General features: G+C 65.6%; 12 protein-coding genes. All 12 read right to left on the bottom strand.

What is annotated here, in order from left to right:
- Positions 1-2: 2 nt before the first annotated feature.
- Genes KAK06_RS06900 through KAK06_RS06845 form a run of 12 tightly spaced genes read right to left on the bottom strand, consistent with a single transcriptional unit; the run spans position 3 to position 12,645 of the window.
- The gene (locus KAK06_RS06900) at positions 3-1,478 is read right to left on the bottom strand and encodes an NADH-quinone oxidoreductase subunit M (protein ID WP_210801197.1); all 1,476 of its coding nucleotides are present in this window, start codon (positions 1,476-1,478) and stop codon (positions 3-5) included.
- 21 nt (positions 1,479-1,499) lie between these two features.
- The gene (gene nuoL, locus KAK06_RS06895; protein WP_210801196.1) at positions 1,500-3,521 is read right to left on the bottom strand and encodes an NADH-quinone oxidoreductase subunit L; all 2,022 of its coding nucleotides are present in this window, start codon (positions 3,519-3,521) and stop codon (positions 1,500-1,502) included.
- 24 nt (positions 3,522-3,545) lie between these two features.
- The gene (nuoK, locus tag KAK06_RS06890; protein WP_210801195.1) at positions 3,546-3,860 is read right to left on the bottom strand and encodes an NADH-quinone oxidoreductase subunit NuoK; all 315 of its coding nucleotides are present in this window, start codon (positions 3,858-3,860) and stop codon (positions 3,546-3,548) included.
- Positions 3,857-4,495, bottom strand: a complete 639-nt coding sequence (locus KAK06_RS06885; protein WP_210801194.1) for an NADH-quinone oxidoreductase subunit J — start codon at positions 4,493-4,495, stop codon at positions 3,857-3,859. Before KAK06_RS06885 ends, nuoK begins: the two co-directional genes overlap by 4 nt.
- A 25-nt stretch (positions 4,496-4,520) precedes the next feature.
- The gene (nuoI, locus tag KAK06_RS06880) at positions 4,521-5,018 is read right to left on the bottom strand and encodes an NADH-quinone oxidoreductase subunit NuoI (RefSeq protein ID WP_210801193.1); all 498 of its coding nucleotides are present in this window, start codon (positions 5,016-5,018) and stop codon (positions 4,521-4,523) included.
- 15 nt (positions 5,019-5,033) lie between these two features.
- On the bottom strand, positions 5,034-6,095 hold the full coding sequence (nuoH, locus tag KAK06_RS06875; protein WP_210801192.1) for an NADH-quinone oxidoreductase subunit NuoH: 1,062 nt from the start codon (positions 6,093-6,095) through the stop codon (positions 5,034-5,036).
- Between the two features lie 14 nt (positions 6,096-6,109).
- Complete coding sequence (gene nuoG, locus KAK06_RS06870) at positions 6,110-8,425, bottom strand: NADH-quinone oxidoreductase subunit NuoG (RefSeq protein WP_210801191.1); 2,316 nt, start codon at positions 8,423-8,425, stop codon at positions 6,110-6,112.
- A 14-nt stretch (positions 8,426-8,439) separates the two neighbouring features.
- Entirely contained in the window at positions 8,440-9,786 is a 1,347-nt protein-coding gene (gene nuoF / locus KAK06_RS06865) for an NADH-quinone oxidoreductase subunit NuoF (protein ID WP_210801190.1), read from the bottom strand.
- Positions 9,787-9,788: 2 nt separating this feature from the next.
- Complete coding sequence (gene nuoE / locus KAK06_RS06860) at positions 9,789-10,286, bottom strand: NADH-quinone oxidoreductase subunit NuoE (RefSeq protein ID WP_210801189.1); 498 nt, start codon at positions 10,284-10,286, stop codon at positions 9,789-9,791.
- The gene (locus KAK06_RS06855) at positions 10,283-11,536 is read right to left on the bottom strand and encodes an NADH-quinone oxidoreductase subunit D (RefSeq protein ID WP_210801188.1); all 1,254 of its coding nucleotides are present in this window, start codon (positions 11,534-11,536) and stop codon (positions 10,283-10,285) included. The genes nuoE and KAK06_RS06855 overlap by 4 nt, the downstream gene beginning before the upstream one ends.
- Before the next feature lie 16 nt (positions 11,537-11,552).
- Positions 11,553-12,152: an NADH-quinone oxidoreductase subunit C gene (locus tag KAK06_RS06850; RefSeq protein WP_210801187.1), complete on the bottom strand. Its 600-nt coding sequence runs from the start codon at positions 12,150-12,152 to the stop codon at positions 11,553-11,555.
- Between the two features lie 13 nt (positions 12,153-12,165).
- Complete coding sequence (locus KAK06_RS06845) at positions 12,166-12,645, bottom strand: NuoB/complex I 20 kDa subunit family protein (protein WP_210801186.1); 480 nt, start codon at positions 12,643-12,645, stop codon at positions 12,166-12,168.
- Positions 12,646-12,687 lie beyond the last annotated feature (42 nt).

The raw sequence follows: 12,687 nt of genomic DNA, 5'->3' as shown, positions 1-12,687 counted from the left end.
CGTCACTGCAGCTTGGACTGGGCGACGTGCTTGATCAGCGCGTCCACCGAGGTGTGCATCACATCGGTGAAGGGCTTCGGATACAGGCCCATGGCCAGCACGGCGGCGGCCAGCAGCGCCATCATCGAGAACTCGCGGGCGTTGATGTCGGTGAGTTCGCGCACATGGTCGTTGGCGATGTCACCGAAGTAGACCCGCTTGTACATCCACAGCGTGTAGGCGGCGCCGAAGATCAGCGCGGTGGCGGCCAGCGCGCCGATCCAGAAGTTGTACTGGACGGCACCCAGGATCACCATCCACTCGCCGACAAAGCCCGCGGTACCCGGCAGGCCGCAGTTGGCCATCGAGAACAGCAGCGCGAAGGCGGCAAACTTGGGCATGGTGTTGACCACGCCGCCATAGGCCGCAATGTCACGCGAGTGCACACGGTCGTAGAGCACCCCGATCGACAGGAACATCGCACCGGAGACGAAGCCGTGCGAGATCATCTGCACCAGGCCGCCGGAGATGCCCAGTTCATTGAAGATGAAGAAGCCCAGCGTCACGAAACCCATGTGGGCGATCGACGAATAGGCGACCAGCTTCTTCATGTCGGTCTGCACCATCGCCACCAGGCCGATGTAGATCACCGCGATCAGCGACAGCGCGATGATGAACCAGGCGTACTCGCGCGAGGCATCGGGGGCGATCGGCATGGAGAAACGCAGGAAGCCGTAGGCGCCCAGCTTCAGCATGATCGCCGCCAACACCACCGAGCCGCCGGTGGGCGCCTCGACGTGGGCGTCGGGCAGCCAGGTGTGCACCGGCCACATCGGCACCTTCACCGAGAAGGCCGCGAAGAAGGCAAAGAACAGCAGCGCCTGGGCGTTCAGCGGCAGCGGCAGCTTGTGCCACTCGAGGATCTCGAAGCTGCCACCCGACTTGGCGTACAGGTAGATCAGCGCGATCAGCATCAGCAGCGAACCGAGCAGCGTGTAGAGGAAGAACTTGAAGGCCGCGTAGACCCGCCGCGGACCGCCCCAGACGCCGATGATGATGTACATCGGGATCAGCGTGGCCTCGAAGAAGACGTAGAACAGCAGGCCGTCCACCGCCGAGAACACGCCCACCATCAGGCCCGACAGGATCAGGAAGGCGCCCAGGTACTGGTGGGCACGCTCGGTGATCACCTCCCAGGCCGCCATCACGACGATGATCGTGATGAAGGCGGTCAGCAGCACGAACCACACCGAGATGCCGTCGACACCCAGGTGGTAGCGCACATTGAAGCGCTCGATCCAGGCCAGGTTCTCCTCGAACTGCAGCGCTGCAGTGCCGAGGTCAAAGCCGGTGACCAGCGGAATCGTGACAACAAAGCTCAGGACGGCACCGGCCAGCGCGATCCAGCGGGCAGTGCCCGCGTTCTCGTCACGGCCCAGTGCCAGCAGCAGGACGCCGAAGGCGATCGGCAGCCAGATGGCAACGCTCAACAGACCCATTTGTAGTTCTCCGCCCTCTTGTCAACGGCCGGTGAGGCCGGGGAAGTAGGGCCACAGTTGCCAGGTCATCAGACCGAACACGCCCAGCGCCATCACCAGCGCATACCACGACAGATAGCCCGTCTGGACCAGGCGGGTGACGCGCGCGAAGGCGCCCACCGCGTTGGCCGAGCCGTTGACCACCGCCCCATCGATCAGGGTCTGGTCGCCCCCCTTCCACAGCCCGATGCCCAGGCCGCGGGCCGCACGGGCCAGGATGTTCTCGTTGATCCAGTCCATGTAGTACTTGTTCTCAAGCACGGTGATCACCGGCTTCAGCGCCTTGGCGATGGCCGCCGGGATGCCCGGGGCGACCATGTAGAAGACGTAGGCCGTGACCACGCCACCCAGCGCCAGCCAGAACGGCAGCGTGCCGAAGGCGTGCAGGGCCATCGCGGTGGCGCCGTGGAACTCGTGGGCCAGTTCGGTCATGGCGTGGTGCGCTTCGTGGTTGACGAAGATCGCATCCTTCAGGAAGTCGCCATACAGCATCGGCTGGATCGTCAGGAAGCCGATCACCACCGAGGGAATGGCCAGCAACAGCAGCGGCGCGGTGACCACCCAGGGCGACTCGTGCGGCTCATGGTGCTCACCGTGGTCGTCATGGTGATCATGCTCGCCCGGGAAGGGCTTGTGGTGGAAGTGCTCCTTGCCGTGGAAGACCAGGAAGTACATCCGGAACGAATAGAACGCCGTGACGAAGACGCCCGCGACCACCGCCATGTAGGCGAAGCCGGCGCCCGGCAGATGGCTGGCGTGCACCGCCTCGATGATCGAGTCCTTCGAGTAGAAGCCGGCGAAGAACGGCGTGCCGATCAGCGCCAGCGAGCCCAGCAGCGAGGTGATCCAGGTGATGGGCATGTACTTGCGCAGGCCGCCCATGTTGCGGATGTCCTGGTCATGGTGCATGCCGATGATCACCGAGCCGGCCGCCAGGAACAGCAGCGCCTTGAAGAAGGCGTGCGTCATCAGGTGGAAGACCGCCACGTTGTAGGCCGACACGCCCAGCGCCACCGTCATGTAGCCCAGCTGCGACAGCGTGGAGTAGGCCACGACGCGCTTGATGTCGTTCTGGATGATGCCCAGGAAGCCCATGAACAGCGCGGTGATCGCGCCGATCACCAGCACCACATTCAGCGCGATGTCCGACAGCTCGAACAGCGGCGACATGCGGGTCACCATGAAGATGCCGGCCGTCACCATGGTGGCCGCGTGGATCAGCGCGGAGATCGGCGTCGGGCCTTCCATCGAGTCAGGCAGCCACACATGCAGCGGGAACTGCGCCGACTTGCCCATCGCACCGATGAACAGGCAGATGCAGGCCACGGCCAGCAGCGGCCAGTCGGTGCCGGGGAAGGTCTTGCCGGCCAGCTCGCCCGACTTGGCAAAGACCTCGGCATAGTTCAGCGAGCCGGTGTAGGCCAGCAGCAGGCCGATGCCCAGGATGAAGCCGAAGTCACCGACCCGGTTGACCAGGAAGGCCTTCATGTTGGCAAAGATGGCGGTGGGCTTCTTGAACCAGAAGCCGATCAGCAGGTACGACACCAGGCCCACCGCTTCCCAGCCGAAGAACAGCTGCAGGAAGTTGTTGCTCATGACCAGCATGAGCATCGAGAAGGTGAACAGCGAGATGTACGAGAAGAAGCGCTGGTAGCCCGGGTCCTCTTCCATGTAGCCGATGGTGTAGATGTGCACCATCAGCGACACGAAGGTCACCACGCACATCATCATCGCGGTCAGGCCATCGACGAGGAAGCCGACCTCCATCTTCAGCGGGCCCACCGACATCCACTCGTAGAGGGTGGCATTGAAGCGGGCACCATCGACCGCCACCGACTGCAGCACCATGGCCGAGCAGATGAAGGCGACGAGAACGCCGAGGATGGTGATCAGGTGCGCGCCACGGCGGCCGACCACCTTGCCGGCCAGGCCGGCGACGATGGAGCCCACCAGCGGCGCCAGCGGCACCGTGAGCAGCAGGTTCTGGGACAGTTGTGCAGACATGGTCTTCGGGGCTCCTCTTGGCGGTCAGCCCTTCAGAGTGTCGAGCTCGTCGACGGCAATCGTGGCCCGGTTGCGGAACAGCACGACCAGGATGGCCAGGCCGATCGCCGACTCGGCCGCCGCGACGGTGAGAATGAAGAACACGAAGACCTGGCCATGCATGTCACCCAGGAAGTGGGAGAAGGCCACGAAGTTCATGTTCACCGCCAGCAGCATCAGCTCGATCGCCATCAGCAGCACGATCAGGTTGCGGCGGTTCATGAAGATGCCCACCACCGACAGCGCGAACAGGCAGCCGCCCAGCGTCAGGTAGTGGTACAGGGTGATGCCGGCGCTCATGCCTGGCCTCCTTCCGGGGTCTTGGGCACCGAGGGCGCCTCGATCGTCGGCGCGAGCTTGACCAGGCGGACCCGGTCGGCCGGGCGCACGCGCACCTGCTGGCTCGGGTCCTGACCCTTGGCGTCCTTGCGCTTGCGCAGCGTCAGCGCGATGGCGGCGATCATGCCCACCAGCAGCAGCACCGCGGCCACCTGCAGCGGGTAGAGGTACTCGGTATAGAGCACCACGCCCAGGGCCTTGGTGTTGCCCATGGCCAGCACCTCGGGCGCCATGGGCTTGGCTTCGGGCAGGTTGAAGCCGGCCTTCATGACCAGTGCCACTTCGATCGCGATCAGCACGCCCACCAGGGCCGCCAGCGGGAAGTGCGACCAGAAGCCGGCGCGCAGGCTGTCGGTGTTGATGTCGAGCATCATCACGACGAACAGGAACAGCACCATCACGGCGCCGACATACACCAGCACCAGCGTGATCGAGAGGAACTCGGCCTTCAGCAGCATCCAGATGCAGGCGGCATTGAAGAAGGTGAGCACCAGGTAGAGCGCCGCGTGGACCGTGCTGCGCGAGGTGATGACCAGAAAGGCCGACACCAGCAGCACCGCGGAAAACAGGTAGAACAGGGCAGACGTTGCGTTCATTCTTGTCAGCGCGTGGGTGACCGCATCAGCGGTACTTGGCGTCGGCCTCCTTGTTGGCGGCGATCTGCTTCTCGTAGCGGTCGCCCACGGCCAGCAGCATGTCCTTGGTGAAGTACAGGTCGCCCCGCTTCTCACCGTGGTATTCGAAGATGTGGGTCTCGACGATCGAGTCGACCGGGCAGGACTCTTCGCAGAAGCCGCAGAAGATGCATTTGGTCAGGTCGATGTCATAGCGCGTGGTACGGCGGGTGCCGTCGGCGCGCTCGCCGGCCTCGATGGTGATGGCCATCGCCGGGCAGACCGCTTCGCACAGCTTGCAGGCGATGCAGCGTTCTTCGCCGTTCTCGTAGCGACGCAGTGCATGCAGGCCGCGGAAGCGCGGCGACAGCGGTGTCTTTTCCTCGGGGAACTGCACGGTGATCGTGCGCGAGAAGAAGTGGCGACCGGTTAGCGCCAGGCCCTTCCAAAGCTCGGTCAGCAGGAACGAGCCGAGGAAGCCCTTGAGGGAGTTGTTGGTGCTCATGTGTTGGCCCTCCCCTTACTTCCAGATGTTGAAGGGCGACTGGATCCACAGACCCACGACGACCAGCCACACCAGGGTGATGGGGATGAAGATCTTCCAGCCCAGACGCATGATCTGGTCATAGCGGTAGCGCGGGAACGAGGCGCGCACCCACAGGAACATGGTGACGACGAGGAAGACCTTGATGCCCAGCCAGATCCAGCCGGGGATGAAGCCCAGCCAGGTCACCGGCGCGTCCCAGCCGCCCAGGAAGAACAGCACGGTCAGCATCGAGACCAGGATCATGTTGGCGTACTCCGCGAGGAAGAACATCGCGAAGGACATGCCCGAGTACTCGATCATGTGACCGGCCACGATCTCGGACTCGCCTTCCACCACGTCGAAGGGGTGGCGGTTGGTCTCGGCCAGGCCGGAGATGAAATAGACGAAGAAGATCGGCAGCAGCGGCAGCCAGTTCCAGGACAGGAAGTTCAGGCCCATCGAGGCGAACGTGCCCTTCTGCTGGCCGGCCACCACATCGCCCAGGTTCAGGCTGCCCGAAACCATCAGCACGATGACCAGCGCAAAGCCCATGGCGATCTCGTAGGACACCATCTGCGCCGAGGCGCGCAGCGCGCCCAGGAAGGCGTACTTCGAGTTGGACGCCCAGCCGGCGATGATCACGCCGTAGACCTCCATCGAGGTGATCGCCATCAGGAACAGCAGACCGGCGTTGACATCGGCCACCACCGCCTCGGGGCCGACCGGGATCACCGCCCAGGCGGCCAGCGCCGGCATGATGGTCATGATCGGGCCCAGGAAGAACAGACCCTTGTTGGCGGCCGTCGGGCGGATGATCTCCTTGAAGATCAGCTTGACCGCGTCAGCGATCGGCGTGAGCAGACCCATCGGGCCGACCCGGTTGGGACCGGGGCGGACCTGGGTGCGGCCGATGGCCTTGCGCTCCCACAGCGTGAGGTAGGCGACGCAGCCCATCAGCGGCGCGACCAGGACGATGATCTTGATCAGCGACCAGACCACGGCCCAGGCCGGGGCGCCCAGCGTGGCGAGACCCGATTGGTAGATGTTGTCGATCATGGTGTGTCTCGTCCTCAGGCCTTCTCGACGGCGATCGCGCCGAACATCGCGCCCAGGGTGGCGGTGGCCGGGTGGCCGGCGGCCACACGCACGGTGTTGGCAGCCAGGCCGGCGTCCTCGATGGCGGCCAGCACGGCGCTGGCGCTGCCCTGGCTGACACGCACCTTGTCACCCGCCTGCAGACCCAGCTGAGCCCACAGCGCGCTGGGCAGGCCGACCAGCGCAGCCTCCTTGGCGTCGGCGGTGGCCTGCAGTGCAGGGGCGCGGCGGACGATGGCGTCGGTGGCGTAGATCGGCACATTGGCCACGCGTTGCAGACCGGCCAGCGGGCCGACCGGCTGCGCCACCGCCGTGCTGGCGTTGGACAGGCGGGCGGCGATGCCACTGCCGTCGCCCAGCGCTTCGGCGCGGACCTCTTCGACCGACTCCTGCGCAAAGCCCGACAGGCCCAGCAGGCTGCCCAGCACGCGCAGCACCTTCCAGGCCGGGCGGCTCTCGCCCAGCGCCGGCACCACGCCCTGGAAGGTCTGCAGACGGCCTTCGGCGTTGACGTAGCTGCCGGCAGTCTCGGTGAACGGGGCGATCGGCAGCAGCACGTCGGCGTTGTCAACGCGGGCGTCCTTGAACGGGGTCAGCGCCACCACCAGGCCCGAGGCGTTCAGCGCGGCGGTGGCCGCGGCGCCATCAGCGGCGTCCAGCGCCGGCTCGGTGTTCAGCAGCAGCAGCGCCTTCATCGGCCGGCTCAGCATCTGGCCAGCGTTCAGGCCGCCCTGCTGGGGCTGCGCGCCGACCAGCTGGGCACCGACCGAGTTGCCGGCCTCGCCCAGCACGCCGACGGTGGCGCCAGTCTGCGCGGCGATGAAGTTGGCCAGCGACAGCAGCTGGCTGGCCTGCGGGTGCTGCACCGCGGCATTGCCCAGCAGCACGGCCTTGCGCTCGCCCGACAGCAGCGCCTGAGCGACGGCTTCCGCAGCGGCATCGACCAGCGCGGTGGCCGGTGCGGCCACGCCCTTGGCGGAGGCCACATAGCCGGCCACGTTGGCCAGCGACTGCACCCAATCCGACGGGGCGGCGGTGATGCGCGCCGCCACCGGGATGGCCCAGTCGCCGTGTACGGCGTTCAGGCTCAGCAGTTGACCGCCATGGCGTACAGCCTGGCGCAGGCGCTGGGCCAGCAACGGATGGTCCTTGCGCAGGAAGGAGCCGATCACGAAAGCCCTCTCCAGCGTGGACAGCGAAGCGATCGACGTGCCCAGCCAGCGCGCGCCGCTGGCGGCGGTGAAGTCAGCGTGGCGGGTGCGATGGTCGATGTTGTCCGAGCCCAGGCCACGCACCAGCTTGGCCAGCAGGTGCAGCTCTTCATTGCTGCTGGTGGCCGCGCCGATCGCACCGATGCCGGCGGCACCGAACTGGCCTTGCACGCTCTTGAGGCCATCGACCACGTACTGCAGCGCGGTGTTCCAGTCAACCTCCAGCCACTGCCCGTCCTGCTTGATCATCGGACGCTTCAGGCGCTGTTCGCCATTCAACGCCTCGTAGGAGAAGCGGTCACGGTCGCTGATCCAGCACTCGTTGACGGCCTCGTTCTCGAGCGGAACAACGCGCATCACCTGGCCGTTCTTGACCTGGACCACGAGGTTGGCGCCCACGCTGTCGTGCGGGCTGACGCTCTTGCGGCGCGACAGCTCCCAGGTGCGGGCGCTGTAGCGGAAGGGCTTGCTGGTCAGCGCGCCCACCGGGCAGACGTCAATCATGTTGCCCGACAGCTCGGAATCGACCGAGTTGCCGACGAAGGTGGTGATCTCGGCGTGCTCACCGCGGTTGAGCATGCCCAGCTCCATCACCCCGGCGATCTCCTGGCCGAAGCGCACACAGCGGGTGCAGTGGATGCAGCGGCTCATCTCCTCCATGGAGATCAGCGGGCCCACGTTCTTGTGGAACACCACGCGCTTTTCTTCCTGGTAGCGCGAGGCAGTGCCGCCATAGCCCACGGCCAGGTCCTGCAGCTGGCATTCGCCGCCCTGGTCGCAGATCGGGCAGTCCAGCGGGTGGTTGATCAGCAGGAACTCCATCACCGACTTCTGGGCCTTGACGGCCTTGTCGGAGCGGGTGCGCACGATCATGCCCTGCGTCACCGGCGTGGCGCAGGCCGGCATCGGCTTGGGCGCTTTCTCCACATCCACCAGGCACATGCGGCAGCTGGCGGCGATCGAGAGCTTCTTGTGGTAGCAGAAGTGCGGGATGTAGGTACCCGCCGCCTCGGCCGCATGCATGACCATGCTGCCTTCGGTGACCTGGACCTTCTTGCCGTCGAGTTCAATATCAAGCATCTTGTGCGTCCCGCTTAGTTGGACACCGGGACCATGCAGGTCTTGTGTTCGACGTGGTAGACGAATTCGTCGCGGAAGTGCTTGAGCATGCCGCGCACCGGCATGGCCGCCGCGTCGCCCAGCGCGCAGATGGTGCGGCCCATGATGTTTTCGGCCACGTTGTCCAGCAGGGCCAGGTCGTCGGCACGGCCTTCGCCGTGCTCGATGCGGTTGACCAGGCGCCACAGCCAGCCGGTGCCTTCGCGGCAGGGGGTGCACTGGCCGCAGGACTCGTGCTGGTAGAAGTAGGACAGGCGCAGCAGGCTCTTGACCATGCAGCGCGTCTCGTCCATCACGATGACCGCGCCCGAGCCCAGCATCGAGCCGGCCTTGGCGATGGAGTCATAGTCCATCGTGCAGTCCATCATCACCGCCGCCGGCAGCACCGGGGCCGACGAGCCGCCGGGGATCACTGCCTTGAGCTTCTTGCCACCCTTGACGCCGCCAGCCAGCTCCAGCAGCTGGGCGAACGAGGTGCCCATCGGGATCTCGTAGTTGCCGGGCCGCTCGACGTCACCCACCATCGAGAAGATCTTGGTGCCGCCGTTGTTGGGCTTGCCGCACTCCAGGTAGGCCTGGCCGCCGTTGCGGATGATCCAGGGCACCGCCGCGAAGGTCTCGGTGTTGTTGATCGTGGTGGGCTTGCCGTACAGGCCGAAGCTGGCCGGGAACGGCGGCTTGAAGCGCGGCTGGCCCTTCTTGCCTTCCAGCGATTCGAGCAGCGCGGTTTCCTCGCCGCAGATGTAGGCGCCGAAGCCGTGGTGGGCGTGCAGCTGGAAGCTGAAGGCCGAGCCCAGGATGTTGTCCCCCAGGTAGCCACCGGCGCGGGCCTGCTCCAGGGCGGCTTCGAAGCGTTCATAGACCTCGAAGATCTCGCCGTGGATGTAGTTGTAGCCCACGCTGATGCCCATCGCGTAGGCGGCGATGGCCATGCCCTCGATCACGCTGTGCGGGTTGTAGCGCAGGATGTCGCGGTCCTTGCAGGTGCCCGGCTCGCCCTCGTCGGAGTTGCACACCAGGTACTTCTGGCCCGGATAGGCGCGCGGCATGAAGCTCCACTTCAGGCCGGTGGGGAAGCCCGCGCCGCCACGGCCACGCAGGCCGGAGGCCTTGACCTCGGCGATCACCTGGTCGGGCGTCATCGGCTCGTTGCCGTCGGCGCCCAGAATCTTGCGCAGCGCCTGGTAGCCGCCGCGGGCCAGGTAGTCCTGCAGACCCCAGTTGCGGCCATTCAGCTCAGCGTAGATCTGCGGATTGATGTGCCGGCCATGGAAGCAGGTCTCGAGGCCCTGGGCCTGGAAGCGCGAAAGATCAAGCGCCATGCTCAGGCCCCCTTCCCTTCGGCGGCCTGGATCGTGGCGACCAGGTCGTCGAGCTTGTCGTTGCTCATGTAGCTCAGCATCTGACGGTCGTTGACCAGCATCACCGGCGCATCGGCGCAGGCGCCCAGGCATTCACACTTGGCCACGGTGAACAGGCCATCAGCGGTGGTGCCGCCGTCTTCCACGCCCAGCGCCTTGCACAGGTGCTCCAGCGCGTTCTGGCCGTTGCGCAGCTGGCACGGCAGGTTGGTGCAGACGTTGAGCTTGTACTTGCCAGTGGGTTGCTGGTTGTACATGTTGTAGAAGGTGGTCACCTCGCGCACGGCGATCGGTGCCATGCCCAGGTAGGCGGCGATCTCGGCCTCGGCCTCGGCCGACACCCAGCCCTGCTCCTGCTGCACGATCGACAGGCAGGCCATCACGGCCGATTGCGCCTGCTCCTTCGGGTACTTGGCCACCTCGCGGGCGAAGCGGGCCTTCGTGGCTTCAGACAGACTCATCGATCGATCTCACCAAACACGATGTCCATGGTGCCAATGATCGCGACGGCGTCGGCAATCATGTGGCCACGCGCCATTTCGTCCAGGGCTGCGAGGTGCGCAAAACCGGGCGGACGGATCTTCAGGCGATAGGGCTTGTTGGCACCGTCGCTGACCAGGTAGATGCCGAACTCGCCCTTCGGGTGCTCGACCGCGGCATAGGCCTCGCCCTCGGGGACGCGGAAACCTTCGGAGAAGAGCTTGAAATGGTGGATCAGCTCTTCCATGCTGGTCTTCATCGCCACGCGTGACGGCGGCGCCACCTTGTGGTTGTCGGTGATGACCGGGCCCGGGTTGGCGCGCAGCCAGGCCGCGCACTGCTGGATGATGCGGTTGGACTGGCGCAGCTCGGCCACGCGGACCAAGTAGCGGTCGTAGGTATCGCCGTTGACGCCCACTGGCACGTCGAAGTCCAGGTTGGCGTAAACGTCGTAGGGCTGCGTCTTGCGCAGGTCCCAGGCAATGCCGGAGCCGCGCAGCATCGGACCGGTCAGGCCCAGATTCAGCGCGCGCTCGGGGCTCATCACGCCGATGCCCACGGTGCGCTGCTTCCAGATGCGGTTCTCGGTCAGCAGGGTTTCGTAGTCGTCAACGTTCTTGGGGAAGCGGGCGCAGAAGTCATCGATGAAGTCCAGCAGAGAACCCTGACGGTTCTTGTTGAGCTGGTCGATGGCGCGCTGGTTCTTGATCTTGCTGACCTGGTACTGCGGCATGCTGTCAGGCAGGTCGCGGTAGACGCCGCCCGGGCGGAAGTAGGCCGCGTGCATGCGCGCACCCGACACCGCCTCGTACATGTCGAACAGGTCCTCACGCTCGCGGAAGCAGTAGATGAGGATGTTCATCGCCCCGCAGTCGATACCGTGCGCACCCAGCCACAGCAGGTGGTTCAGCAGCCGGGTGATCTCAGCGAACATCACACGGATGTACTGCGCGCGCAGCGGCACCTCGATGCCCAGCATCTTCTCGATGGCCAGGCAGTAGGCATGCTCGTTGGACATCATCGACACGTAGTCGAGGCGGTCCATGTAGGGCAGCGACTGGATGAAGGTCTTCTGCTCGGCGAGCTTCTCGGTGCCGCGGTGCAGCAGGCCGATGTGCGGGTCGGCGCGCTGGATGACCTCGCCATCGAGCTCAAGCACGAGGCGCAGCACGCCGTGCGCGGCCGGGTGCTGCGGGCCGAAGTTGAGGGTGTAGTTCTTGATTTCTGCCATGGCGTTCGTCCCGGGCTTACTGCAGGCCGCCGTAGTGGTCTTCGCGGATCACGCGCGGCGTGATCTCGCGCGGCTCGATCGTGACCGGCTGGTAGATCACGCGCTTGGTCTCGGCGTCGTAGCGCATCTCGACGTGGCCGCTGACCGGGAAGTCCTTGCGCATCGGGTGGCCGATGAAGCCGTAGTCGGTGAGGATGCGGCGCAGGTCCTGGTGACCTTCGTAGATGATCCCGTACATGTCGAAGGACTCGCGCTCGAACCAGCTGGCGGCGTTCCAGATCGGCGTGACCGAGGCCACCACCGGCAGCTCGTCATCGGGTGCAAAGACCTTGACGCGCAGGCGCCAGTTCTTGCCCACCGACAGCAGGTGCAGCACGGTCAGGTAGCGCGGGCCGTCCCAGGGCTGCTCCTTCCAGGTGGACATGTCCAGGCCGGCCAGATCGATCAGTTGCTCGAAGGCCAGTTCGGGGTGGTCGCGCAGCGTGGTGCAGACCGCGGCGTAGTCGGCTGCCTTGACGGTGATCGTGATCTCGCCGAGGGCGCGCTTGAAGTGGGCGATGCGATCGCCCAGCACGGATTCGAGCGCGGCCTGCAGGGTGTCGAGTTTCTGCGTCATGAGAGGTCCCGGCTCAGGCGCGGGCGATGGTGTTTTCGCGGCGGATCTTGGCCTGCAGCTGCAGGATGCCGTAGAGCAGCGCCTCGGCCGTGGGCGGGCAGCCCGGCACGTAGACGTCGACCGGCACGATGCGGTCGCAGCCGCGCACCACCGAGTAGCTGTAGTGGTAGTAGCCGCCGCCGTTGGCGCACGAGCCCATGCTCAGCACCCAGCGCGGCTCGGCCATCTGGTCGTAGACCTTGCGCAGGGCGGGTGCCATCTTGTTGCACAGCGTGCCGGCCACGATCATCAAATCGGACTGGCGCGGGCTGGGGCGAAACAGCATGCCGAAGCGGTCGATGTCGTAGCGTGCCGCGCCGGCGTGCATCATCTCGACGGCGCAGCAGGCCAGACCGAAGGTCATGGGCCACAGCGAGCCGGTCTTGGACCAGTTCATCAGCGAGTCCACCGAGGTGGTGATGAACCCTTCCTTGAAAACGCCTTCAATACCCATGTCTTGCCTCTAGATGTCTCGTGCAGTGAGGAACGTTGGCGG

The sequence above is a fragment of the Ideonella aquatica genome, assembly GCF_018069755.1.
GTDB classification, from domain to species: Bacteria; Pseudomonadota; Gammaproteobacteria; order Burkholderiales; family Burkholderiaceae_C; genus Ideonella; species Ideonella aquatica.
Note: the sequence above shows the minus strand (reverse complement) of the source record. Positions and strands in the feature narration are given on the sequence as shown.

Coding starts and splice junctions, on each gene's coding strand:
- nuoF (WP_210801190.1), bottom strand. CDS start 9,786: ATGGCGCTTGATCTTTCGCGCTTCCAGGCCCAGGGCCTCGAGACCTGC.
- KAK06_RS06900 (WP_210801197.1), bottom strand. CDS start 1,478: ATGGGTCTGTTGAGCGTTGCCATCTGGCTGCCGATCGCCTTCGGCGTC.
- KAK06_RS06845 (WP_210801186.1), bottom strand. CDS start 12,645: ATGGGTATTGAAGGCGTTTTCAAGGAAGGGTTCATCACCACCTCGGTG.
- KAK06_RS06850 (WP_210801187.1), bottom strand. CDS start 12,152: ATGACGCAGAAACTCGACACCCTGCAGGCCGCGCTCGAATCCGTGCTG.
- nuoH (WP_210801192.1), bottom strand. CDS start 6,095: ATGATCGACAACATCTACCAATCGGGTCTCGCCACGCTGGGCGCCCCG.
- nuoK (WP_210801195.1), bottom strand. CDS start 3,860: ATGAGCGCCGGCATCACCCTGTACCACTACCTGACGCTGGGCGGCTGC.
- KAK06_RS06855 (WP_210801188.1), bottom strand. CDS start 11,536: ATGGCAGAAATCAAGAACTACACCCTCAACTTCGGCCCGCAGCACCCG.
- nuoG (WP_210801191.1), bottom strand. CDS start 8,425: ATGCTTGATATTGAACTCGACGGCAAGAAGGTCCAGGTCACCGAAGGC.
- KAK06_RS06885 (WP_210801194.1), bottom strand. CDS start 4,495: ATGAACGCAACGTCTGCCCTGTTCTACCTGTTTTCCGCGGTGCTGCTG.
- nuoE (WP_210801189.1), bottom strand. CDS start 10,286: ATGAGTCTGTCTGAAGCCACGAAGGCCCGCTTCGCCCGCGAGGTGGCC.
- nuoI (WP_210801193.1), bottom strand. CDS start 5,018: ATGAGCACCAACAACTCCCTCAAGGGCTTCCTCGGCTCGTTCCTGCTG.
- nuoL (WP_210801196.1), bottom strand. CDS start 3,521: ATGTCTGCACAACTGTCCCAGAACCTGCTGCTCACGGTGCCGCTGGCG.